Origin of the sequence: Desulfolithobacter dissulfuricans, from assembly GCF_025998535.1 — a bacterium.
In the GTDB taxonomy this organism is placed as follows: domain Bacteria; phylum Desulfobacterota; class Desulfobulbia; order Desulfobulbales; family Desulfobulbaceae; genus Desulfolithobacter; species Desulfolithobacter dissulfuricans.
This window is the reverse complement of the sequence record NZ_AP024233.1, coordinates 1,692,084-1,715,322: the sequence shown is the minus strand read 5'-3', so window position 1 is coordinate 1,715,322 and position 23,239 is coordinate 1,692,084. Positions and strand designations below refer to the sequence as shown.

General features: G+C 60.3%; 20 protein-coding genes. 12 read left to right on the top strand and 8 right to left on the bottom strand.

Annotated features, from left to right (window positions below; all coding sequences use genetic code 11):
- The first annotated feature begins 1 nt into the window (after position 1).
- From panC to GF1_RS07545, 3 genes are read left to right on the top strand one after another with little or no spacing between them, the layout of a single operon-like run.
- Positions 2-853: a pantoate--beta-alanine ligase gene (panC, locus tag GF1_RS07555; protein WP_267929024.1), complete on the top strand. Its 852-nt coding sequence runs from the start codon at positions 2-4 to the stop codon at positions 851-853.
- A 16-nt stretch (positions 854-869) separates the two neighbouring features.
- Positions 870-1,232 (top strand): aspartate 1-decarboxylase, encoded by a 363-nt coding sequence (gene panD / locus GF1_RS07550; protein ID WP_267929022.1) that lies wholly within the window; start codon positions 870-872, stop codon positions 1,230-1,232.
- Positions 1,233-1,240: 8 nt separating this feature from the next.
- The gene (locus tag GF1_RS07545) at positions 1,241-2,440 is read left to right on the top strand and encodes a DegT/DnrJ/EryC1/StrS family aminotransferase (RefSeq protein ID WP_267929021.1); all 1,200 of its coding nucleotides are present in this window, start codon (positions 1,241-1,243) and stop codon (positions 2,438-2,440) included.
- 45 nt (positions 2,441-2,485) lie between these two features.
- Here the strand turns inward: GF1_RS07545 and GF1_RS07540 are convergent, their stop codons facing one another.
- Positions 2,486-3,292 carry a class I SAM-dependent methyltransferase gene (locus tag GF1_RS07540; protein ID WP_267929020.1) on the bottom strand — a complete coding sequence of 269 codons (807 nt, stop codon included), beginning with the start codon at positions 3,290-3,292 and terminating at the stop codon, positions 2,486-2,488.
- Positions 3,293-3,419: 127 nt separating this feature from the next.
- Between GF1_RS07540 and kdsB the strand changes: the two genes are divergently transcribed.
- The 9 genes from kdsB to GF1_RS07495 all read left to right on the top strand — a co-directional run bounded on the left by kdsB (position 3,420) and on the right by GF1_RS07495 (position 16,505).
- Complete coding sequence (gene kdsB, locus GF1_RS07535; RefSeq protein ID WP_326491608.1) at positions 3,420-4,226, top strand: 3-deoxy-manno-octulosonate cytidylyltransferase; 807 nt, start codon at positions 3,420-3,422, stop codon at positions 4,224-4,226.
- Between the two features lie 84 nt (positions 4,227-4,310).
- Entirely contained in the window at positions 4,311-5,237 is a 927-nt protein-coding gene (gene mdh, locus GF1_RS07530) for a malate dehydrogenase (RefSeq protein ID WP_267929019.1), read from the top strand.
- A gap of 11 nt (positions 5,238-5,248) precedes the next feature.
- Positions 5,249-7,609, top strand: coding sequence for a gluconeogenesis factor YvcK family protein (locus GF1_RS07525; RefSeq protein WP_267929018.1), 2,361 nt, complete (start codon positions 5,249-5,251; stop codon positions 7,607-7,609).
- 191 nt (positions 7,610-7,800) lie between these two features.
- A complete protein-coding gene (locus GF1_RS07520; RefSeq protein ID WP_267929017.1) occupies positions 7,801-9,462 on the top strand; it encodes a hybrid sensor histidine kinase/response regulator in 1,662 nt (553 codons plus the stop codon).
- Positions 9,459-9,848, top strand: a complete 390-nt coding sequence (locus GF1_RS07515; RefSeq protein WP_267929016.1) for a response regulator — start codon at positions 9,459-9,461, stop codon at positions 9,846-9,848. Before GF1_RS07520 ends, GF1_RS07515 begins: the two co-directional genes overlap by 4 nt.
- Positions 9,820-11,790, top strand: coding sequence for an ATP-binding response regulator (locus GF1_RS07510; protein ID WP_267929014.1), 1,971 nt, complete (start codon positions 9,820-9,822; stop codon positions 11,788-11,790). The genes GF1_RS07515 and GF1_RS07510 overlap by 29 nt, the downstream gene beginning before the upstream one ends.
- 35 nt (positions 11,791-11,825) lie before the next feature.
- Positions 11,826-12,827: a J domain-containing protein gene (locus GF1_RS07505; protein ID WP_267929012.1), complete on the top strand. Its 1,002-nt coding sequence runs from the start codon at positions 11,826-11,828 to the stop codon at positions 12,825-12,827.
- Between the two features lie 207 nt (positions 12,828-13,034).
- Positions 13,035-14,678 carry an ABC transporter ATP-binding protein gene (locus GF1_RS07500; RefSeq protein ID WP_267929011.1) on the top strand — a complete coding sequence of 548 codons (1,644 nt, stop codon included), beginning with the start codon at positions 13,035-13,037 and terminating at the stop codon, positions 14,676-14,678.
- Positions 14,679-16,505 (top strand): ABC transporter ATP-binding protein, encoded by a 1,827-nt coding sequence (locus GF1_RS07495; RefSeq protein WP_267929009.1) that lies wholly within the window; start codon positions 14,679-14,681, stop codon positions 16,503-16,505. It abuts the gene before it with no gap.
- Positions 16,506-16,536: 31 nt separating this feature from the next.
- Here GF1_RS07495 and GF1_RS07490 read toward each other — a convergent pair whose 3' ends face one another.
- The 7 genes from GF1_RS07490 to GF1_RS07460 all read right to left on the bottom strand — a co-directional run bounded on the left by GF1_RS07490 (position 16,537) and on the right by GF1_RS07460 (position 22,846).
- Positions 16,537-17,145: a PqiC family protein gene (locus GF1_RS07490; RefSeq protein WP_267929008.1), complete on the bottom strand. Its 609-nt coding sequence runs from the start codon at positions 17,143-17,145 to the stop codon at positions 16,537-16,539.
- Positions 17,142-18,152, bottom strand: coding sequence for an MlaD family protein (locus tag GF1_RS07485; RefSeq protein ID WP_267929006.1), 1,011 nt, complete (start codon positions 18,150-18,152; stop codon positions 17,142-17,144). Before GF1_RS07485 ends, GF1_RS07490 begins: the two co-directional genes overlap by 4 nt.
- Complete coding sequence (locus GF1_RS07480) at positions 18,149-18,955, bottom strand: ABC transporter ATP-binding protein (protein ID WP_267929005.1); 807 nt, start codon at positions 18,953-18,955, stop codon at positions 18,149-18,151. The genes GF1_RS07485 and GF1_RS07480 overlap by 4 nt, the downstream gene beginning before the upstream one ends.
- A complete protein-coding gene (locus GF1_RS07475) occupies positions 18,955-20,079 on the bottom strand; it encodes an ABC transporter permease (protein WP_267929004.1) in 1,125 nt (374 codons plus the stop codon). The genes GF1_RS07480 and GF1_RS07475 overlap by 1 nt, the downstream gene beginning before the upstream one ends.
- Positions 20,080-20,147: 68 nt before the next feature.
- Positions 20,148-21,518 (bottom strand): ArsB/NhaD family transporter, encoded by a 1,371-nt coding sequence (locus GF1_RS07470; RefSeq protein WP_267929003.1) that lies wholly within the window; start codon positions 21,516-21,518, stop codon positions 20,148-20,150.
- Positions 21,518-21,988, bottom strand: a complete 471-nt coding sequence (locus GF1_RS07465) for a CBS domain-containing protein (protein WP_267929002.1) — start codon at positions 21,986-21,988, stop codon at positions 21,518-21,520. Before GF1_RS07465 ends, GF1_RS07470 begins: the two co-directional genes overlap by 1 nt.
- Before the next feature lie 123 nt (positions 21,989-22,111).
- Complete coding sequence (locus GF1_RS07460; RefSeq protein WP_267929001.1) at positions 22,112-22,846, bottom strand: lipid-binding SYLF domain-containing protein; 735 nt, start codon at positions 22,844-22,846, stop codon at positions 22,112-22,114.
- Between the last annotated feature and the right edge of the window lie 393 nt (positions 22,847-23,239).

Genomic DNA, 23,239 nt, shown 5'->3' with positions numbered 1-23,239 from the left:
AATGAAGATTATACGCAGCGTCGATGAGATGACCCGTTGGGCCCGGGAATGCCGCGGCCGGAGGGAAAAACTGGCCCTGGTGCCCACCATGGGCTACTTCCATGAAGGCCATCTCTCGCTCATGCGGCTCGGGGGTGAGCGGGCCGACCGGTTGGTGGTCAGCCTCTTTGTCAACCCGACCCAGTTCGGCCCCGGCGAGGATCTGGACACCTATCCCCGCGATTTCGACAGGGACCGGCAACTGGCCGAAGGCGAAGGCGTGGACGTACTGTTCGCGCCCACCCCGGAGGAGATCTATCCGGACGGTTTCCAGACCCGGGTCGCGGTCTCCGGTCTCACTGACCATCTCTGCGGGGCCGACCGGCCGGGACATTTTGCCGGCGTCACCACTGTTGTCTGCAAGCTTTTCAATATTGTCCGGCCGCACTGCGCCGTGTTCGGCGAAAAGGATTTTCAGCAGCTGGCCGTTATCCGGCGCATGGTCCGGGATCTCAATATGGATGTGGAGATCATCGGGCATCCCATTGTCCGGGAGAGTGATGGTCTGGCCATGAGTTCGCGAAACGCCTACCTGGCCTCCGAAGACCGGGAATCGGCGCTGAGTCTGTCGCGGGCCATCGCCCGGGCCAGGCAGCTTGTGGCCGGAGGGCTCACCGATGCCGGCCTGCTGCAGGAAGAGATAACCACCTTTATTCTATCCCATCCGGTCACGACCATTGATTATGTTACACTGGTGGACTGCCGGACTCTTGAACCGGTTTCCCGGATCGACGACCATACCCTGCTGGCCCTGGCGGTCAGAATCCGCGACAGGGTCCGGTTGATCGACAACGGGATGCTGGTCGAATCATGAACTTTGAAGCACGGATATGCAACGAACACTGCTAAAGGCAAAAATACACCGGGCGACCATCACCGAGGCCGACCTTGAATACGAGGGAAGCCTGACCATTGACCGGGAGCTCATGGATGCCGCCGGCATCGTTCCTTTCGAACGGGTCAAGGTGTACAATATCAACAATGGCGAGCGGTTTGATACCTATGCCATCGAGGGTGCTCCCGGCAGCGGGGTGATAGGTCTCAACGGGGCTGCGGCCCGCAAGGGGCTGGTGGGTGATCTGATCATCATCGTCACCTATGTCCAGGTGGACGAGCAGGAGCTCGACGGGTTTCGGCCGGTCATCCTGCTCCTGGACGAGCAGAACAAGATTAAAGACAAGCTGGATAAGTAGGGGTCATCATGCCTGGTTTTGAAGTGTTTGGGGAAGAGGAGAAGCAGCAGGTCCTGGAAGTGTTTGAAACAGGGGTCCTGTTTCGCTACGAATTTGGCGAGCAGCGCCGGGGGGTCTACAAGGTCCGGGAGTTCGAAGAGGCCTTTGCCCGCTACACCGGTGCCAGTCATGCCCAGGCCGTAACCTCGGGAACCGCCGCCCTCAAGGTGGCTTTATCCGCCCTGGGCGTCGGAGCCGGGGATGAGGTCATCACCCAGGGTTTCACCTTTGTCGCCACCTGGGAGGCCATCTTCGATGCCGGCGCGGTGCCGGTGTTCACCGAGGTGGATGAAACCCTGAACATGGATCCGGCCGACCTGGAGAAGAAGATCACCGACAGGACCCGGGCTATCATTCCAGTGCACATGCTGGGTGCCCAGGCCAGGATCCGCGAGATCAAGGCCATTGCCGACAAACACGGGATCCCGGTGATCGAGGACACGGCCCAGGCCGCCGGAGCCCGGCTCGACGGCCAGCATCTGGGCACCTTTGGCGCCTGCGGCACCTTTTCCTTTGACTCGGTCAAGACCATGACCACCGGTGAGGGTGGAATGGTGATTACAAACGACGAAGAGCTGTGGCGCAACATGTCGGAATACCACGACCATGGCCACGACCACGTGGTGAATCCCGGCGGTCGCGGCGGCGAGGGGCGCCGTTTTATCGGCTTCAATTACCGGATGATGGAGCTCCAGGGCGCCATGGGGCTGGCGCAGCTGGCCAAGCTCGACGACATGGTGGCCAGTCAGAAGAAAACCAAGGCCCGGCTCAAGGAGGCAGCCTCCGCCATTCCCGGGGTCAGTTTCCGCACCATCCTCGACGAAGAGGGCGATTCGGCCACCTTTCTGGCCTTCATGCTGGAGAGTGCAGAGCAGGCCGCGGCCGTGAACCAGGTGCTGCGGGACAACGGAGCCGGGGCCATCGCCTTTGGCGAGAACACCTGGCATTTCTACCCCAAGTGGGAGCATCTCATGGCCGGTTCCACCCTCTGCCACAACGGCTGGCCCTTCAGCCTGGAGGGAAAACGGCGGGTGATCTATGATCCCGAGGCCCTGCCGAAGTCGGCGGAGCTGATGTCCCGGACCCTGGTCTACCAGATACCGGTGAAGATGAAAAACGAGCAGCTCGATACCATCACCGCTGCTCTGGCCAAGGCTGCCGCCTTGTAAACAGGCCTTGCCGGCTGCCGTCCGGCCGGGACAGAGCCGGGTTTTTCAACGCCCTCTGGTGAGGTAGATGTCGAACCGGGTAGAGCGGCCCTCCAGGCAGTAGGAGGGTTTCTGCCTGCCCAGGAAGGGTCCCCTGCGCGGCCGCTTGACCACGACCCGCTTTCCGGCCGCCTGGAGGGCGGCCTCCAGCAGGATCGCTTCCTCATGTTCCCGGTTCTGTGAATCGCCCAGCAGGAGCTGGAGGAGTTGCAGCTCCTTTTTGGCCTTGGCCGCCTTGTCTCGTCCTGGATACATGGGGTCCAGATAGATGACCGGGGTCTTCTCCCTCAGGTCCGGCCCCGGTACTTTCAGGTATTCCAGGACATCCTGGCCGTGCAGGGTGATCCGTTCCGCCGCGGCCTTGGTTTCCGGGCTGTCCGCCGCCCGGCGCAGGCCGTCTTCGAGGAGCAGGGCCAGCACCGGATGACGTTCGAACAGCTGCACCCGGCAGCCGGCTTGAGCCAGGACAAAGCTGTCCCGGCCCAGGCCGCCGGTTCCGTCCAGGACATCCGGCCGCTCGCCCTTCCTGGCGCCCACAGCCCGCAGCAGCATCTCCCGGCCACCTTTCTGCCTCCGGTATCCCGCCGCTCCCAGGACAAATTCCACCCGTACGGCCAGATCACCATGCGGCTGGCAATGAACCAGCTCCAGATGGTTCGCTCCAACCCGCACGACCAGGGAATCAGCAGGCGGATGGGCGAGGAGCGGGACGTCCAGTCGGGCGGCCAGTTCGGCAGCTCTTCGGGCAGGCCCGTCACCGCTCGTGATCACCCCGGCCAGAGGGTTTGGTCGGGTTTTGTTTTTCCAAGTCATACAGTCATGTTATATTGCTATTTCTTGTTGTGCAATATATCATGTTACAAGACCATCAGGAAGGGAGTGTCAATCATTACCAGCCGTCCGGCCAGAGAGGGTGGATGGCGTGCAGGCAGGACAGGAGATGAAAGAAGAACAGCCAGGAGTGGTGGCCATTATTCCGGCCCGCTACCAGTCCAATCGTTTCGAGGGGAAGCCGCTGGCGCTCATTGCCGGAAAACCGATGATTCAGCACGTGGTGGAACGGGCCTGGCAGGTGGAGATGCTCTCCCGGGTCGTGGTGGCCACCGATGACGAACGGATCGCCGCGAAGGTCAGGGATTTCGGCGGCGAGGTGGTGCTCACCCGCAGCGATCACGCTTCGGGTACCGACCGGCTGGCCGAGGCGGCCGAGCTGCTTGATATCCCGGAACAGGACGTGGTGGTGAATATTCAGGGCGATCAGCCCCTGTTTCCGGCCGAAGTGGTCCATCAGGTGGCGAGCCCCCTTCTCGAGGATCCGGCCCTGCCCATGGCCACCCTGATATACAAGATCATCCGTCCGGAAGAGATCTCCGATCCCAACCACGTGAAAACGGTTTTTGACTGCCACGGCAACGCGCTCTACTTTTCCCGTTCGCCGATCCCGTTTCAGCGCAACCCCGAAGAACCCCGGCAACCCACCTATTACAAGCACCTGGGCTTCTATGCCTACCGCAAGGGCTTTTTGCTGACTTTTGTCGGCCTGCCCGAGGGTGAATGGGAACGGTTCGAGAAACTCGAACAGCTCCGAGCCCTGGAATACGGCTATACCATTCGGGTGGTGCTCACCGAGCACGACTCCATCGAGGTCGATACCCCCGGGATGCCGAGCGGGTGGAAGCGCTGCTCCGCGGGGAAGGGGCGTAGGATGGAGCCGGAGGTGCCGATGCCCCGAACCTTCGCAGTCTGATTCTTTTCCAGCTACACCAGAATTTACGTTGACAACCTGACAACCCATATCCAACCATCGGCCATGCCGGTTCAGGAGGAAAACATGCAGAAAAAAATCACCATCATCGGCGCCGGAAATGTCGGTGCCACCGCGGCCCACTGGGCCCTGGCCCGCAAACTCGGCAACATCGTCCTTTTGGATGTCATGGAGGGCATTCCCCAGGGTAAGGCCCTGGATCTCTGGCAGTCCGGTCCCCTGGACGGCTTTGCCGGTTCCGTAACCGGCACCAATGATTACGCCGACACCGCGAACTCCGACGTGGTCATCATCACCGCCGGCCTGGCCCGCAAACCTGGCATGTCCCGTGACGACCTGCTGGCCAAGAACGTGGCCATTGTCAAGGCCTGCGCCGAGGAGGCGGTCAAACACTCGCCCGACTGCTTCATGATCGTGGTCACCAATCCCATCGACGCCATGGTCCATACCGCCTTCAAGGTCTCGGGCCTGCCCAAGCACCGGATCGTCGGTATGGCCGGGGTCCTGGATTCGGCCCGCTACCGGACCTTTCTTGCCGATGCCATCGGGGTAGCGCCCCAGGATGTCTCGGCCATGGTCATGGGTATCCATGGTGACAACATGCTGCCGCTGGTCCGGCTGGCCAACGTGGCCGGAGTGCCGATTACCGACCTGCTCTCCGAGGAGGAGATCGCCGCCATTGTCAAGCGGACCCAGATGGGCGGCATCGAGATCGTCAACCATCTCAAGACCGGCAGCGCCTTCTACACCCCTGGTCTGGCCGCCATCGAGATGGCCGAGGCCGTGCTCTGCGACAGTCGGCGGGTCATGCCCTGTGCCGCCTACCTGGAAGGGGAGTTCGGCATCTCCGGATATTTCCTCGGCGTACCGGTGGTCCTCGGGGCCAACGGGGTCGAGCGTATCATCGAATTTGAGCTCACCGAAGAAGAAAAGAACGCCCTCAAGGATTCCGTGGAAGCGGTTTCCCGGCAGATGGCCGCAACCGGACTGTAATCCCGGACTCCATGCCCAGAATCGAGCCGCATCATATCCTGAGCCAGGAACTGCAGGAGTTGACCACCCAGGCGGTTCCTGTGCTCGATTTCCTGCTGCACGATAATCTGGCGGAAAAAATCATCGACCTGTCCCTGTCCGGGGTCCCGGATTTCCTGGCCTCGGACCTGGGCCGCCGCCTGCGGCGCCTGGTGCAGACCTTCTCCTCGGTCAATACCGATGAGGTCAAGGTCGTGGTCTTTGGCGGCGGGACCGGGTTGTCCAATATCATCGGCGGTGATTCCCGGCGACCGGCCTGGCGTGACCGTCCTTTCACCGGTCTCAAGGAGGTCTTTCCGGACCTGCACTCCATTGTCTGTGTCACCGATGACGGCGGCTCCACCGGGGAACTGCTCAAGGATCTGCCGCTGGTGGCCCTGGGGGATATCCGCCATGTGCTGCTTTCCTCCATCCGACGCCAGTGCCTGCAGCAGCGCTACAACCTGGACCGGCTGCACGCCGAGGAGGTGGCCCGGGAACTGCACGCGATATTCAACTACCGGTTCATCTCCATGCCCGGTTCCGCAGCCCGGCTCCTCGAGGACACCGATGCCCGGCTCGATATCCTTCCGGACGAGCTCCGCGGACTGCTTACCATCCTCACCGAACAGCTCTTTACCGACCAGCGGCTCTACCCGTCTCTCAAGCGGCCCCAGTGCCTGGGTAACCTGCTGCTGGCCAGCTCGGTTTTTCTCCAGCTCGATCCCACCCTTTCCATCACGGATCTGGTGGCCGGCCACCGCATTGTCCGGACCGCCATGATCAAGGGGCTGGGGGAGCTGGCGGTGAACATGGGGGCCGGCAAGTACAGCGTCCTGCCCTGCACCACCACCAATGCCCGGCTCCAGGTCCAGTATGCCAACGGAGTGCGGGTGACCTCGGAGGACAAGTCCTCCCGCGCCCAGCGTGGCTATCCGGTGGACCGGGTCCTGGTCGAGTTCGCCCGGCAGCCCTTTCTGCCCACCGAGGTGCTGCAGCAGATCCGGGAGGCCGATATCATCATCTTTGCTCCCGGCAGCCTCTATACCTCCATCATCCCCATCATGCAGGTATCCGGCCTGCCCGAGGCCGTCCGTGACAATACCCGGGCCATGAAACTGCTGGTGGCCAACATCTGGGTCCAGAAGGGCGAGACCGATGTGGCCCGTGACGCGCCCCATCGCAAGTTTCATGTCTCGGACCTCATCCAGGCCTATCATCGCAATATCCCCGGTGGGGTGAATGGCCTTTTCTCCCATGTCCTGGCCCTGAATCTGCGCGATATTCCCGGCTCTGTCCTTCAGAGTTATGCCCTGGAGTCCAAGGAGCCCATCTACCTGGACCGGTTCCGGCTCCGGGAAATGGGGTTCGAGGTCATCGAGGCCTCCATTTTTTCCCGCGAGCTGCTCAACCAGCGCCGGGTGGTCCAGCATGACCCCGATGCCCTGGCCCGGGCTGTACAGACCCTGTGGGGACTCAAGATCAGTGGCTACCTGCCGGACCATGGCCGCCCCCTGACCCTGAACGGGCCCACGGGACTCAAGCCGGTGATCCGCAAGGACTACCAGGTTCCCTGTGAGCGGTATGAACAGGTGCGGGTGTTTCTCCAGTATCTCAGCACCGAACAGATATCCCAGAACTCCCGGTTCAACGAGGGCATGCCGGCCACCGAACGGCAGTGGCTCCTTGAGCGGATTTCCGAGATCATCTGGAACCATCCCGATATTCTCCTGGAGCACCTGGAGTACGTGCAGGGGATTTCCCTGGTGGATCGGGACTGCTGGCACCGGAGCCAGAAATGGGATAATGTGTTCTCGTTCTACGATCCCCGCGATCGCCGGATCAAGATCCGCTGCGACATGACCGAGAGCCTGGAGCGATTCGAGATGGCTTTTCTTCTCGCCCTTGGCCAGTCTCTGCTGGGCAATTACGCGGAGAAGAAAGAGATGGAGGATGTGCTGCTGGACGGGGAGAAGGTTGGGCGCATCTTTCGGCTCACGGTCCGCGAACAGCATCACCTGCAAAGCTTTTTCTCCTGTGACGAACTGGATACCTTCCTCCGTCTGGCCCGGATGCAGCCCTCTACCAGAAGATCCAGATGCTATTCCCGCCTGGTGAACAGCGACGAGGGATTTACTCCGCCGGGTCTGCTTTTTGGACTTTTTTATACCTGGTACCTGGACAACAGGTTCGCCACCCATATAGAATATAAAATGTCAATTATGCGGAATAAAATATCAAATTTGATTCCGGAGCAGATCCGTATCGTCGGGCGGAGGGAAGGTCTGATCCGTTTTTTCCGTGAAACCGTGTTTCGGCATCCCTGGGAATCTGCAACCGAGGACCGGCTGTAGGGGCCAGTGGAGCCGCCCCTGTCCGGCGAGTCCGGGCAATTGGACCGGCTGGCGGGCAGAGCAGAACCCCTTTCATTTCCCGGGCGGCGAGGCCGCAGGGGAACAGCAACGCATCGGTATCCCGGGGGAAAGGTCGCCGCCTGACCCCGCTTCAACCTTGGCGGTTAATGTTTTTTAAAACGAGAGCATTCATGTTTGGGAAGAAAAAGAAAAGTATACATCAGACATCGAACCCAGACATCACCGCTGCCCCGCAGCGAGCCAGCCGGGAACTGGAGCGGGAGACCGAAAGCCACCGCCAGACCCTCCGCGCTCTGCGCCAGACGGAACGGGAATGGCAGCGGACATTCGATGCCATCAAGGATCCTGTTATCATCCTGAGCCCGGACCTGAAGGTGAGGAAGGGCAATGCCGCGGCCAAAAAACTGCTCGGCGGCGGCAAACCCCTTGAAGGCAAATACTGTTACGAGCTCTTTGCCGGCAGTAAGGAAACCTGCCGCATCTGTCCGGTCCCGGAAAGCAGTACCAGTGGCGACATGCAGGAACAGGAAGTGGAGCACCGGTACCTGGGCCGGACCTTCCATGTCAACTGCGCCCCGATCGTCGAAGATGGGCAACTCCTCGGTTATGCCTACACCGCCAAGGATATCACTCTGCAGCGGACCCTGGAAAAGCAGCTGATCCAGGCCCAGAAGATGGAGGCCATCGCCACCCTTGCCGGTGGTATAGCCCACGATTTCAACAATATCCTCGGGGCTATTCTCGGTAACACTGATCTGTTGCTCTATCGTCTGCCGGGAAAGAACAACGACGGCGACCCCACGCTCACCCTGCCGGAGATAACCCAGCATCTGCAGGCCATCAAGAAGGCCGCCAACCGGGCCAAGGATCTGGTCAGCCAGATTCTGGCCTTTAGCCGCCAGTCTGCCTCCAGGCGCAAGAATGTCAGCATCGTCCCGGCCATCAAGGAGGCTATCAAGCTGCTGCGTTCCTCCCTGCCGGCCACCATCGAGATCAAGGCCGATATCGATCCCGATGTCTGCCGTATCCATGCCGATCTTACCCAGATCCATCAGGTGTTCATGAACCTGTGCACCAACGCTGCCCAGGCCATCGACCATGAAGAGGGTCGGCTGGAGATAACCCTGCGCAATGTGGATGCCGGCCCCGATGAGCTGCAACGCTACCCTGACCTGCGGCCGGACAGGTACCTGATGCTTCAGGTCAAGGATAACGGTCACGGGATCCCGGCCGACCTTCTTGAACGTATTTTTGACCCCTTTTTCACCACCAGGGAGGTGGGCGAGGGGACCGGCATGGGGTTGGCCGTGATCCACGGAATCGTCACCAGCCACGACGGCATCATCGATGTCCGCTCCCGGGAGGGCAAGGGTTCCGAGTTTACCGTATTTATCCCCTGCGCGGCGGAGGAGTCCGAGGCCCAGGACGATGTGGTTGTCGCCCTGCCACTGGGTAAGGAAACCATCCTCTTTGTCGACGACGAGGAGGAGATCGTTGCCATGCGTACGAGAATGCTTCAATATCTTGGCTACACCGTTCTGCCGGCCACTTCGCCTGAACGGGCCCTCGAGTACGTGCGGACCGAGGGGGAGCGCATCGACCTGGTGATCACCGATCAGACTATGCCGCGCATGACCGGGTTGCATCTTGCCCGGGAAATCCACAAGCTGCAGCCGGAGATGCCGATAATCCTCTGTTCCGGCTTCAGCGAGGCCGTGACCCCGGACGAGGCCCGCAACGCCGGCATCAGCACCTTTTTGATGAAACCGCTTGATATGCGTCTTCTTGCCCAGACCATCCGCAAAACAGTAAACAGTCGGAGAAAGGAATGAGGATCCTGGTTATAGATGATGATGAACATATGCGAGAATTGCTCAGCCACGTCATTAAATGGGCCGGCTACGAAGTGATGCTTGCGGAAAACGGGCGCATCGCCATGGAGATGCAGCGAGAAAATCCTGCCGATCTGGTGATTACGGACCTGATTATGCCCGAACAGGAGGGATTGGAAACCATCAGCAGTCTGAAAAAAGAATACAGCAGTGTGAAAATCATTGCCATTTCAGGAGGGGGCAGGATCGGGCCCGAAGCCTATCTGCCTGCAGCGTCCGAACTCGGTGCCGATCGGGTATTCTGCAAACCTTTTGATGTCCAGGAAATGGTCACTGCCGTGAGGGAACTTCTCGGTGATGAAAAAGCTCAAGGTTCTAGTAGTTGATAACAGTCCTGTTGTACTCAAAATTCTCAGCGTCATCCTTGAGCAGGAAGGCTGTGAGGTCTGTACGGCTGATAACGGTCTGCTGGCCCTTGATATGGTGCCGCAGTTCAAACCCGATATCATCTTCACCGACCTGGTCATGCCCAAGATCGACGGGGCCAAGCTCTGCCGCGTCATTCGCAGTACTCCCCGCTACAGACATATATTCCTGGTAGTCCTCTCGGGTATCGCCCTGGAAGACGGCATGAATGTCCAGGAACTGGAGGCGGATGTCTGTATCGCCAAGGGACCGGCCTCGATCATGCGTCAGTACATTCTCGACGCCCTGGCCCAATACCACCGGGGCGAGCGGCACGACCGCGACGTCAAGGGGCTGGACGGCCTGCATGCCCGGGAGGTGACCCGTGAACTGCTGATGGCCAAGCGCCATAACGAGATCATCCTTGATCGAATGAGCGAAGGGGTGGTGGAGCTCGATGGCAGCGGGCGGGTGCTCATGGCCAACCGGGCCATGCTGGAAATCCTTGGTCAGCCAGAAGCCAGGGTGTTGACCTGCCGGTTCCCCGAATATCTGTCCGCCGATGAAGGCAAGCGGATGGAGGACTGGCTGGAGGCCCTGGACAAAGATGATCTCCAGCCGCTTGTCTACGACGATGATACCCCTCTGCACCTCCTGGACCGCCAGGTGACGGTCAATCTCGTCCCCCTGGTCGAAGAGGACCAGATCTTCATCATCGGTATTTTCCGTGATATCACCGAGCGCAAGCTGGCCCAGGAGCGCCAGCAGCAGCTGGAGCGGGAACTTCAGCGGATCCAGAAACTGGATGCCATGTCCATGATGGCCAGCGGCATTGCCCATGACTTCAACAACCTGCTGGCCATAATCAACGGTAACGTGGAAATGGCCCTGCTCTGCTGCAAGGAAAGTCCCAAAATGGTGGAGCTCCTCAAGGAGGCGGACAAGGCCCTGCAGCATACCACCGCTCTCATCCGGCAGTTCACGACCTTTTCCGACAATTATCTGCCATCCCGGAGCCAGGTGGACATACGGGCCCTGCTGGCCGATGTGCTGGAGCGCACCGTCCAGGGCACCGATGTGCGGACCGTGTTTGAGGCTACTGATGATCTGGAGCCCGTGGATGTGGATTCGGCCCAGATCGTTCTGGTCTTTTCCAATATCCTCCAGAATGCCCTGGAAGCGGTGGGACATGACGGCGAGATCACCATCCGGATGGACAGTGTGGATGGTGGCCGGGAAGGGGAGAAAACCGGGCTTCTTTTCCGCCAGGGACCCTATACCCATGTGGCCATCACTGATAACGGCCCGGGAATCGACCCGGAGCTGCTCGACCGGGTCTTTGATCCCTATTTTTCCACCAAGCAGAAGGGGGTCCAGAAAGGCATGGGCCTGGGACTGACCATTGTCCATGCCATTGTCAAGAAACACGGCGGTTTTGTCCGTATCGAATCCGAGCCGGGCAGGGGATGCACCGTCCATCTCTACTTTCCGCTGGCCTCCGGCCAGAACCTGGTCCAGACCTGTTCGCCGGATGATAACACCATACGGGCCCTGATCATGGACGACGACGAGATGATGCGCATTGTCAGCTCCAAGATGTTTTCCCACCTGGGCTGCTCGGTCGAGTTGGCCGAGAACGGTGAACAGGCCGTCCGTCTCTACGAACAGGCCCTGGAGGAAAACAGTCCGTTCCACCTGGTGGTCCTTGACCTGCGCGTCGCCGGCGGAATGGGCGGTCGGGAAGCGGCCAGCCAGATCCGCAGCCTTGATCCGGACGCCAACATGATTGCCGCCAGCGGCGACTCCGCCGACCAGGTTATCCTCAATCCCGGGGCCTATCATTTCAAGGGAACCCTGGTCAAGCCCTATTCCATCGACATGGTGAAGGATATTCTCCAGCAGGTGGAAAGGGGCAGGGTTTGAGATCTCTGCAGGTATAAAAGGAGATGTCAGCACCCATGTATCTCGCACGCCGGTTCGTTGCCGGACAGATCCACTACACCATCCGCCAGAGCTGTGAGCTGGACGGGCGCCTGGTCCACCGGGATCTGGTGGAGCTCGGTCCGTCGCCCGGGGATTATATCGTCTATCCCGGGGGAACCTCCTACTACATCGATTCCGAGGTCATCGAGCGCCTCCGCCGGTGCGGCCTGGAGCCGGATCCCTTTGAAGTGGAGAAATTGTTCTTCATCTTTCTCGATCCCTATATCCGGGATCGTATCACCCCCTTCATGGACCGTCAGAGTCATCGGCGCTGGAAACCGATGAACGGCGAACTGCGGCGGCGGGCCGTGCAGGAGACCCATGAATTTGATCGGAGGAGGCAGCATTTTCTCCGCTTCGGCCAGACCGATCAGCGGGAACTCAACCGCTCCCCGGCCCTGTTTCGGGTCCTGCTGGACAAATCGCGTGATGAACTGGAGCAGTATTTCATAGAACAGGAACAGAGCCTGAAACCACACGAGTATAAGCGCTACGTGTTCACCATCTTCAACCTGCAGCGGTTTTTCAGGACCACGGTCTCCCGTAGCCATCCCGAAGCCCTGGATGAGGAGCAGCTTGATCGTTTCTTCCTCGATGAGGTTTGCCGCCTGGACAGGGAAGCGGATTTCTGGCTGGGCATTGAGCGTCACGCAAGGCTCGCCCCCTACCTGGTTCGCTACGTGGTCATGTATTTTGATTACGGTTTTCCCGGTCGTCACAGCTGGGACGATTTCTCCCGGCGGTTCATCGGCTCCGGCCATCGCCGGCCCGCCGGAGGCCGGGTATCCATGTCCGTGGGGGAAGCCAGCACTGTCTTCGGGATCAGCCGGAAGGAACTGGCGACCATGGACAGAAAGGCCCTGACCGCCCTGTACCGGAAAAAGGCCCATGAACTCCACCCGGACAAGGGGGGCGATCACGACCGGTTTATCGAGCTGACCAATGCCTACCGGGAGCTTCTCAAAGGGAGGAGATAGCCCGGGAAATCCCAGGGAATTCACTACTCGGTCTATCAGGCGACAACATCCCTTGCAAGGCAATACCCCACAGAAAAAGGACAGCGCATCCGAATCCTCCGAGACCACCACGACCGAGGCTCTGGGCCTGATCCTGCCGATTTTTCACCGGTACCGCCCCGGCTCCTGCTGGGCTTCATTGCCCTTCTCGGGGTGGATTTCCTCCAGTTGCTCATCCCCCGCCTGCTCGGTTCCGGTGTCGACCGGCTGGATGCCGGCACGGCCACCGGCCAGACCCTGCTCAAGACCGGCGGGCTCATCCTGCTCACCGGACTGGGGGTGGCCGGGCTGCGTTTTGTCTGGCGATATCAGATCATCGGATTTTCCCGCCGCCTGGAACGGATTCTCCGCGACAGGATATTTGAGCATGTCCTGGGACTGGACCGGGTTTTCTTCGAGCGCTGTTCCACCGGCGACATCATGGCCCACGCCACCAATGATACCGCTTCGGTACAGATGGCCTGCGGCATGGGGCTGGTGGCGGCCATCGATGCCCTGGTCATGGCCGTGGCCGTGATCGGCTTCATGCTCCACATCAACGTTTCTCTCACCTTCATGGCCCTTCTGCCCATGCCCTTTCTGGTACTCTTCACCCGGATACTGGCCACCAGGATGCACCGGCGATTCAACCGGGTCCAACAGCAGTTTGCCCTGCTCACCGAGTTTGCCCGCACCACCCTGGTCTCCATCCGGTTGATCAAGGTCTACACCCTGGAAAGGCTGCAGACCCGTCATTTTGACCGGCTCGGTCGGGGACTGGTCCGGGAGAGCCTGCGGGTGGCCACGATTCAGGGTCTTCTCTTTCCGGCCGCCACCCTGGTAGGCAACCTGGGCATGCTGCTGGTTCTTTATTTCGGCGGCAGGCTGGTCATCCTCTCGGTGATCTCTCTCGGCGAGTTCGTCGCCTTCATTTCCTATCTCTTCATGCTCATCTGGCCCATGATGGCGGTGGGCTGGGTGACAAACATCATGCAGCGGGGGGTGACCTCGCTGCGCCGAATCCAGACCCTGCTGCGGGCAAGGCCAATACTGACTGATCCTCCCCGGCCCGACGAGCGGCCGGTGCGGGAGCCGGTCTTTACCTTGCGCCGGCTGGATTTTTCCTATCCCGGTACCAGCCGACGGGTTCTGCGGGATATCGAGCTGGAGATCGGTCCCGGGCTTATCGGGATCACTGGACGCAGCGGCAGCGGCAAGTCCACTCTCTGCCGGCTGCTTGCCCGCATGTATCCGGTGGCCGATGGAACGCTTTTTTTCGATCACCGCGATGTCAACACCCTGACCCTTGATCTGGTGCGTCGCCATATCGCCTGGGTGGACCAGGAACCCACCTTGTTTGGAGATACCATCTACGAGAACATTCTCCTGGGCCGGCCCGGAGCCACCCGGGACGAGGTGGAAGAGGCGGCCCGGCAGGCGGCCATCCACGGGGAGATCCTCGAGCTGCCCCGGGGGTACCAGACCCCGGTCGGTGAGCGCGGAGTCAACCTCTCCGGCGGTCAGCGCCAGCGTCTTGCCCTGGCCAGAGCCCTGCTCAGCAACAGGCCGGTACTCATCATCGACGACGGGTTGTCGGCCATTGACGTGGATACCGAGGAGAAGATTCTCTCCTGGCTATGCCAGCCCCGGGCCGACCGGACCGTGGTGGTCGTCTCCCACCGGATAAAACTGCTGCGCAGTATGGACCGGATCGTGGTCCTGGAACAGGGCAGGGTGATCCACCAGGGATCCCACCGGGAACTGCTTGAGCGCAGCCGGCTCTACCGGATCATGTACGAGAAACAGCACAGCAGCGGGGAGCTCGGCGGGTAAATGCGAAACTTCGGTTATTTTGAAGGGGAGCAGGTAGGCAGCCTGACCGATGTCAGGCTCTGGCGGCGGATACTTGGCTACGTGCGCCATCATGCTCCTCGCCTTGGCCTGGCTCTGGTCCTGGCCCTGCTGGTGACGGCGGCAAGTCTGTGGCTGCCCAGGCTCATGCAGGCCGGTATAGACCGCTACATCACCGCCCAGACCCTGGACCCGGCCACCCGGATACAGGGTCTGGGACGGATCGCCGCGGTCTACGCGGCACTGGTGGTTTTTATCTTTGTTGCCGGTTTTCTGCAGACCGTGGTCCTTGAACGGGTTGGGCAGGCCATCATGCACGGTCTGCGGCAGCAGCTTTTTGCCCACATGCTCCGCCTGGACATGAACTTTTTCAACCACCAGCCGGCCGGCCGGCTGGTGACCAGGCTGACCAACGATATCCAGAACATGCACGAAATGTTCACTTCGGTGCTGGTGACCCTGGTGGGGGACCTGCTCAAGCTCGGCGGTATCGTCGGTCTGCTGTTCTGGATGAACGCCAGGCTGGCATCTCTGATGGCGCTGTTTCTTCCCCTGTCCCTGGTGATGACCATGGTCTTTTCCAGGCTTGCCAGGGAACGGTTCCGCGCCATCCGCACCCAGCTGGCCCGGCTGAACAGTTTCCTCCAGGAGGCCCTGTCCGGAGTGCACATTCTCCAGCTTTTCGGCGCCGGGCAGAGAAGCATGGAGAAGTACCACCGCCTCAACACGGGCTACCTCCACTGTACCCTGGCCCAGATCCGGCTCTTTGCCGTCTTCATGCCGCTTACCGAACTCATGGGCACGGTGGCCGTGGCCGCCATACTGTGGTACGGAGGGCATGAAATCCTCGAAACCCGGCTGACCTTCGGCGAGCTGGCCGCCTTTCTCTCTTACATGCGGCTCTTTTTCCAACCCATCCGCGAACTGTCCCAGAAATATTCCATTGTCCAGTCGGCTCTGGCCTCTGCCGAGCGGATCTTTGCCCTGCTCGACACCAGACCGACCATCGAGACGGTACCGGCCGCCCCCGGCGTGACCAGGCCGGTGCGGCCGCCCAGGATACGGGGACGGATTTTCTTTGAGCATGTGGCGTTTGGCTACCAGGAGGAGGAACTGGTGCTGAGGGATTTCAACCTGGAGGTCCGCGCCGGTGAGTCCATAGCCCTGGTGGGCTCCACCGGGGCCGGCAAGTCGACGATCCTCTCGCTGCTGGTCCGGCTCCACGATCCACTCCGCGGCCGGATCCTCCTGGATGGGGTCGACCTGCGAGTCTTTGACCTCCACTATCTCCGCCGGGTGATCGGGGTCATCCTCCAGGAGGTCTTCATTCTGCCCGACAGCCTGGAGGCCAATATCGTCCTGGATGACCCCCTGGATCGCGACCGGCTGGCCCGGGTGATCCGGCTGGCCGGGATGGAGGAGTTCGTGGCCGGGCTGCCCGATGGCCTGAAAACACGCATCGGCGAGACCGGCCGCACCCTGTCGGTCGGAGAAAAGCAGATGCTGGGATTTGCCCGGATCCATTACCGCAACCCGGCGGTGCTCATCTTTGACGAGGCCACGGCTTCGGTGGACACCCAGACGGAAAATTTGTTGGAACAGGCCATGGACAAGGCCTTTCAGGGCCGGACCTCCATTATCATTGCCCATCGTCTCTCCACCATCCGACGGGTGGACCGGGTGGTGGTCATGGACCGGGGGCAGATCGTGGAACAGGGCAGCCATGACGAACTTATGGCCCGCAGGGGCAGCTACTACCACCTGGTACAGCTGGATATGCAGCCTCTGGAAAAAGGGGCCTCCGGTTGAGCCGGTGCCTGGATCGCCGGGCTCGTCCTGTCTATGGCCTCTCGGAGGCGATAACGGCGCGGGCGATTTCCCGGGCCAGCTGGTGCAGGGCCTGGGAACCGGTCCGGGCATAGGTCTCGTAGCCTGGATCATCCAGGGGCAGGACGGTGCGGAAGGTGCGGCGGCGGAGCATCTGTCTGGCCTGGGTGTCACCCAGGCTCCAGATGGCCTCGCAGGTGAACTCTGCGCCCGGTTCACCGATAAAAGAGAGCAGGGTGATCTCTACCTGCAGGGCCGGGTCACCGAACCGGGGGCCGGGCCAGGGAGCCACCAGGCTGGAATCCAGAAGCCGGGACAGATCGGCGGCCAGAGTGTCCCTGACCACGGTATCCAGGGGTCCGGCCCAGAAATGGCGGCTGGAGCGGTTTATGCGACTGTCCCCGGTCCGGGTTACGATGCCGGGCCCGTCGATGTAGGGCGGCAGCTGTACCGGTCCCACCAGGAGCAGACCGGGCAGTTCCCGTGTCGATGCCAGCGGTTCCCGGGCCAGGGGCACCAGGGTGTACTGACTGACAGGAACACTTTGGGTGATGCAGCCGCCCTGTCCGAACAGGAGCAGGAGCCCGAGTACGGGCAGGAGAAGGGAACGAAAGGATTTCATCTTGTTTCCTCTCTGGGGGTGGCGATAAGACCGTTGGGGTGACGCTGCAGATAGTCGATGAACTGGCGCACAGAGGTCGAGGTACGGGAGATTTCGTCCACGGTCCGGATCAGGGTAAAGAAGAAGGGCGAATCCTCGGAGACCGTCTCCCGCAGGCTTTTAAGTGTTGTCTCCAGGCTGGCCATGGTCTTGTCGGCATTGTTCAGGCTCTTCTGCAGCTGTTTACTGAGCAGATCGGTGTTTCTGTTGGTATTTTGCACCAGGGTATCGGTATTGTTTGTCAGGGTGGCAAACCGGTCAAGGGTCTGGCGCAGCTCACTGCTGATCAGGGGCAGTTCCCGGTCCAGGTCCACCAGCAGGATGTCAAGATCCTTCAGGGTGGTGTTGAGAGTAGCCATGCCTTCGTGGAAGGCGCTGGAGGTCAGGATGGAGTTGATGTTGTCGAGGATGGAGACAGTTTTGTTGATGATCTCCTCCAGGTGGAGATTTTCCAGGGCCTGGGTCAGCCGTTCCAGTTCCGACGGTACCGTGGGGATCTCCATGAAGGGCCCTTCTGTTTTACGCAGCCTGGTGCCGGTGTCCGGGAAATAGGAGAGCTCGATGTAGAGCTTGCCGGTGACCAGGCTCTGCATCTTCAGCTTGGCCCGAAGTCCTCTTTCTATCTGGGCCTGGAAAAAGGAACCGGCATCCTTGAAACCGGCCTCCTCGAAATAGGATCTGCCGCTGGAATCCTTGACCGTGATGTCGACATAGACCGGGGTCAGGTATTCGCCGGTGTCCTTGTCGTAGACGATCTCGATCCCGGCCACCTGGCCCACCGGAACCCCTTTGTAGGTTACCGGCGCCCCGGTGTCCAGGCCGTTGAGAGAGCCGTTGAAAAAGAGGACAAAGCGGTTGGTCTGTTCGCGGAGCTTGATGTTGCCGATGATGAAGATTCCGGCGACAAGCAGGAACAGGGCCCCGACGACAAAGGTTCCGATCAGGGTCGGGCTTGCCTTTTTGCTCATATCAGCCGTACCTCTCTGTTTCCGGTGCCCCTGGTCAGGAAATCGATCACCGGTTGCTGGTCGCTCTCCCGGACCAGATCCCTGGGATTGCCGGTGGCCAGCATGGTGCGCGATCCGGCATCCAGGAACACGGAATTGGTGGCGATGGAGTAGATGGATGCCAGTTCGTGGGTGACCATGACAACGGTCGCTCCCAGGGAATCCCTGAGTTCAATGATCAGTTCATCGAGCCGCCGGGCGCTGACCGGGTCCAGACCGGCCGAGGGCTCGTCGAAAAAAAGAAATTCAGGATCCAGGGCAATGGCCCGGGCCAGGGCTGCCCGTTTGCGCATCCCGCCGGAAAGCTGGGCCGGGTAGAAGGACTCGAAGCCGGCCAGCCCTACCAGGGCCAGCTTGAAGGCCACCTGTTCGGCGATAGCCTTTTCCGACAGGTCCGTATAGAGTTGCAGGGGCAGAGCCACGTTCTCCTCCAGGGTCATGGAACTCCACAGGGCGCTGGACTGGTAGAGAATACCGGCCCGCCGCATTATCCGGGCCCGCTGCGCCTCGTCCACACCCCAGAAATCCGTCTCCCGGTACCAGATCCTGCCAGAAGCCGGCCGTTTGAGGCCGATGAGATGGCGCAGCAGGGTCGATTTTCCGCAACCCGATCCTCCCATGATGACAAAAATGTCCCCTTTTCGCACCTCAAAGCTGATGTTGCGCATCAAAATGAAACTGCCATAGGCCATGGTCAGGTTCTCGACCCGGAGCGGGCATTCGTCCTGGTTGCGCTGTTTTTTCTCTTGCGGGCCGCCTGTCATCAGAACACCGTCTTGATGAAATGGATAACAACATTCATGATCGCATCGGAGACCACAATGAGGACGATGGAGGTCACCACCGCCGAGGTGGTGGCGTCGCCGACCGCCGAGGCGCTGCGGCCGCACTGCATGCCGCGCAGGCAGCCGGCAAAGGAGACCAGGAAACCATAGACCGTGGCCTTGATCAAGCCCTCGACCAGATGGTCGAGCTGGAGCGCATTCTGGGTCTGCTGCAGGTAGCTGACCGGCGAGATGTCCAGCATGCCGATGCCGATACCGGCCCCGCCGATGATACCGAGCAGGTCGGCATAAAGACAGAGCAGCGGCATCATCAGGATAAGGGCTATCATCCTTGGCAGGACCAGGTAGGCGACGGGGGAGAGGCCCAGGGTCTGCAGGGCGTCGATTTCCTCGTTGACCTGCATGGTTCCGAGCTGGGCCGCGTAAGCGGCGCCGGTCCGGCCGGCCATGATCACGCCGGTCATCATGGCCCCCATTTCCAGCAGCATGGAGATACCGACCAGGTCGGCCACGTAGATCTGGGCCCCGAAAAGCTGGAGCTGGATGGCGCCGACAAAGCCGAGGATGACGCCGACCAGCAATGCGATCAGCGAGACAATGGGCAGGGCGTTGGCCCCGCATTCCTGGATGAAAAACCACAGGTCCTGGCGCCGGAATCCGCCCCGGCCGCGGAGAATCTGGTACAGGGCGGTCACCAGCTCACCGGTGAAGGCGGCCAGCTCACCTCCTTCCCGGTACAGGCGGATGACCTTGAGACCGGTCTTGTGCAGCAGGGGGAAACGGCTGGGCTGTTCCCGGGCCGGTTCCGTGCGCTCGACCGCGAAGGCCAGCTTGAGCAGGGTCTGGACCCCGTCGGGCAGGCCGGAGAAATCGATGGTGATGGTGTCGGCAGCCGGTTTGAGCAGAGTGAAAAGAAAGACCGGCAGGGCCGAGTCCCAGCCCCGGAGGCCGCGACAGTCGAAACGGATCTGCCTGGCACCCTTGAGGGTCGCGGTGGCGGCGTCCGGCGGGGGAAGGGGTTGGCTGGTTTTCCATTGGCCCTGGAAAATCAGCACCGTTTCGCCGTCAGGAGACCGTTTGCTGTGAAAGGTGGGCGGCTCCATGGAGCAGGTATCCGGTTGGATGAGATGCGGGTACCGGGACCATCGGACAGCCCCGGTACCAGGAAGGATCAGGCCAGGGCGTAGTACCTGAGCCAGACATAGATCATGGAGATAAACACGGTCAGGAACATGATCGGCACCCCGTAGGCGACGAATTTCATGAAACTGATCCGGTGCCCTGCTTTCTCGGCCATGCCGACCACAATCACGTTGGCCGAGGCGCCGATGGGCGAGCCGTTGCCGCCCAGGCAGGCGCCCAGAGCCAGGGACCACCAGATGGGCATGAGGTCGGGATGCTGGAGCAGGGCCTTGCCCGAGAGTTCGGGCCACATCTCCCGGGCCATATCGATGACCAGCGGGTTCATGGTGGCCACGTAGGGAATGTTGTCCACCACGGCCGAAGCGATGGCCGAGAACCACATGATCACCATGGAGGTGGCGAACAGGTTGCCCTGGGTCAGGGCCAGCATCTTCTGGGACATCAGACTGATGGCGCCGACCTTGACCATGGCGCCGACCATTATAAACAATCCGATGAAGAAGAAGATCACCGGCCACTCCACCTCGGCCAGAACATGGTGCGGTTCATGGGTGCCGGAGAGCAGCAGCAGGAGTCCGGCCCCGAACAGGGCGATGGTGGCGGGCTCGTAATGAAAGACCCCGTGGAGGACGAATCCGATCAGGACAATGCTCAGGACGACCAGGGACTTGGTCAGCATGACCGGGTCCTTGATGGCCTCCTTCTCGTCCATCATCATGATCCGCTCTTTGAGTTCATCACGGGTCTTGAGCCGTTTGCCGAAGACCAGCTTTATCAGTAGCACGAAGACGACCATCATGACGATGACCACCGGAGTCAGGTGGATGACGAAGTCCAGGAAGCTGAGCTTGGCCTTGGAGGCGATCATGATATTGGGCGGATCACCGATCAGGGTGGCGGTGCCGCCGATGTTGGAGGCCAGGGCCTCGACGAGCAGGTAGGGAATGGGGTCCACCTCCAGGGCGTCGGCGATGAGCAGGGTCACCGGGGCCAACAGGAGGACAGTGGTCACGTTGTCGAGCAGGGCCGAGAGCACGGCGGTGATGACGGCAAAGATGACCATGATCCGCAGCGGATCACCCTTGCCCACCTTGGCGCTCTTGATGGCGATGTACTCGAAAAAACCAGTGGGTCGCATCAGGTTGATGATGGTCATCATGCCGATCAGCAGGAAGATGACGTTCCAGTCCACCCCGAATTCTTCCAGATGAAATGCCTCGTGTTGCTCGAGCAGTTTCAGGACAAGGACCAGCGAGGCGCCGAACAGGGCGACGACGGTCTTGTGGATTTTTTCGGAAATAATGATGGCCAGGGCGACAAAAAAGATGCCGCATGCGAGCCAGAAAGAAGAATCCAGGACAAGAGTCTGTGCGGCCTGCACCGCTTCACCATGGGCCATCAGTTCTCCTCCTTGACCAGAATATCAGCAATCAGGTTGTAGACGTCGCGGATGTAAACCATGCCGATGATCTCCCCGTCCTCATCTTTGACCGGCAGACGCTGCAACCCTTTTCTGATCATTATGTCAACGCAGACCATGAGCGGGTCGTCGTCCGCAACAGAAACAACCTCTTTTGTCATGACATCTGCCACGGTCTTTTCCCTGGCCCTTCTCGTCATGTCCTCGAGCATATTATCCCAGGAAAAAACACTTAAATCCACAGACAGGTAGGGGGGGATCACAGCCCGCATGATGTCCTTGATCGACAGGATGCCGACCACATTGTCCTGTTTGTCCCGGACCAGCATGCCCTTGACCGCCAGTCCGTGGTGCCGCTTGCTGTTCCGCATCTGGAGCACAGCTTCCCGAAGTGGCATATCCGGGGCCAGATAGTCACTGATGGTGACCATTATATCTCTCGCCTTCACGTATCCTCCTATTTTTTCGTATGGTTATGGGGGGATCAGGAAAACACCCGGATGCGCGATGGCATCGGGGTGTTTTTCGGTTTGCCTGCGGTGGTGCCGGGGCGCGTTTGCTCCAGCGGGGGGTCAATAGCCCAGTGGTTTTCCAGGGGCCTTTACCTTTTTTCTCTCCGGCAGCAGGACCCCGGTTCCGGGCATGGCCGCCACCAGGTTGTCCGCCTGCGGGTTCCTGGCCGAATGTCTGATCAGAATATCCGCCGGCAGAACCGGTCGACCGTAGTACATCTCGTTCCATTCATGCCGGGGAGCGATGATCGCTCCTTCGACGCTGAGCCCGCCAAAGGCACCCTTGGAACGGCCGAAGGCGAGGATATCCACGGTCTGAACCTTGGCTGAGGCACCCACAGGGCCGGCGGCGATGGAAATGTCGCCGCCCAGCTTGAATTCCGTGGACAGGAAAGCCTCCATGCCGGAGTTGGTCATGATCATCAGGATGATTTCCGATGCATCCGCCCCCATCTGCAGACCGAAAGAGATGGAGCCTATGGTATAGAAGGCGGGATAGCTCCATTCCCCGGTCTGGGGGTCCCGGGCCAGGACCACGCCGGAACCGCCTGAACCGCCGATGAAAAAGCCGCCGCGCAGCATCTGCGGGACAATGAAGATCCCCTTGGCGCGATCGATATTTTTCCGGAACCATTCCATGTTGGGATCATTCATGAAACTCTTGAACACCCCTTCGCTCTGCAGGACCAGCTGTTCGGGCTTGTCAAAGCCCCTGGCCTGCAAGGTGGTGATCCCCACGGTCAGGACAAGAATTAAGGTTAGTATCCCAGTCAGTTGTTTTTGCTGTGAAAACATTGATGCAGCTCCTGGAGTTATTGAACCTGAATTGAGGGTTTCCATTCTACCCCAATCCGGAGTCTACGATTCGCTGCTCTTACCTGCTTCGCCTTGCAGCCTTCCATGTAGGCTAAACTACAATTAAACACCGCAAGACTCGCATCTTGGGGCAGCAGTGAAACGGCGAAATGAAAATCGCTTAATTCAGGATTGAAGATAACTAGTTTTTTTCTCTTCAGTTTCTCAGGAAATAGTATAAAAAAAAAACGTAATACACAACCGGAATCGGTGAGAGATATTTTTTCGCTGCGGTTGACGGCAGGGCTTTGCAGGTGGCGAGGGGAGGGGCTCCCCGTCTGGCTGGGCGGATGAAGGTCGCTGCCGCACGGCCGGGGGCGCAGCGGCAGCGTC

Bases quoted from the DNA above. Each gene is read 5' to 3' on its own strand.
- GF1_RS07475 (WP_267929004.1), bottom strand. From the start codon at position 20,079: ATGGAGCCGCCCACCTTTCACAGCAAACGGTCTCCTGACGGCGAAACG.
- GF1_RS07540 (WP_267929020.1), bottom strand. From the start codon at position 3,292: ATGACTTGGAAAAACAAAACCCGACCAAACCCTCTGGCCGGGGTGATC.
- GF1_RS07545 (WP_267929021.1), top strand. From the start codon at position 1,241: ATGCCTGGTTTTGAAGTGTTTGGGGAAGAGGAGAAGCAGCAGGTCCTG.
- GF1_RS07510 (WP_267929014.1), top strand. From the start codon at position 9,820: ATGAAAAAGCTCAAGGTTCTAGTAGTTGATAACAGTCCTGTTGTACTC.
- GF1_RS07525 (WP_267929018.1), top strand. From the start codon at position 5,249: ATGCCCAGAATCGAGCCGCATCATATCCTGAGCCAGGAACTGCAGGAG.
- GF1_RS07490 (WP_267929008.1), bottom strand. From the start codon at position 17,145: ATGAAATCCTTTCGTTCCCTTCTCCTGCCCGTACTCGGGCTCCTGCTC.
- GF1_RS07520 (WP_267929017.1), top strand. From the start codon at position 7,801: ATGTTTGGGAAGAAAAAGAAAAGTATACATCAGACATCGAACCCAGAC.
- GF1_RS07515 (WP_267929016.1), top strand. From the start codon at position 9,459: ATGAGGATCCTGGTTATAGATGATGATGAACATATGCGAGAATTGCTC.
- GF1_RS07470 (WP_267929003.1), bottom strand. From the start codon at position 21,518: ATGGCCCATGGTGAAGCGGTGCAGGCCGCACAGACTCTTGTCCTGGAT.
- mdh (WP_267929019.1), top strand. From the start codon at position 4,311: ATGCAGAAAAAAATCACCATCATCGGCGCCGGAAATGTCGGTGCCACC.
- GF1_RS07505 (WP_267929012.1), top strand. From the start codon at position 11,826: ATGTATCTCGCACGCCGGTTCGTTGCCGGACAGATCCACTACACCATC.
- panD (WP_267929022.1), top strand. From the start codon at position 870: ATGCAACGAACACTGCTAAAGGCAAAAATACACCGGGCGACCATCACC.
- panC (WP_267929024.1), top strand. From the start codon at position 2: ATGAAGATTATACGCAGCGTCGATGAGATGACCCGTTGGGCCCGGGAA.
- GF1_RS07480 (WP_267929005.1), bottom strand. From the start codon at position 18,955: ATGACAGGCGGCCCGCAAGAGAAAAAACAGCGCAACCAGGACGAATGC.
- kdsB (WP_326491608.1), top strand. From the start codon at position 3,420: ATGAAAGAAGAACAGCCAGGAGTGGTGGCCATTATTCCGGCCCGCTAC.
- GF1_RS07495 (WP_267929009.1), top strand. From the start codon at position 14,679: ATGCGAAACTTCGGTTATTTTGAAGGGGAGCAGGTAGGCAGCCTGACC.
- GF1_RS07485 (WP_267929006.1), bottom strand. From the start codon at position 18,152: ATGAGCAAAAAGGCAAGCCCGACCCTGATCGGAACCTTTGTCGTCGGG.
- GF1_RS07460 (WP_267929001.1), bottom strand. From the start codon at position 22,846: ATGTTTTCACAGCAAAAACAACTGACTGGGATACTAACCTTAATTCTT.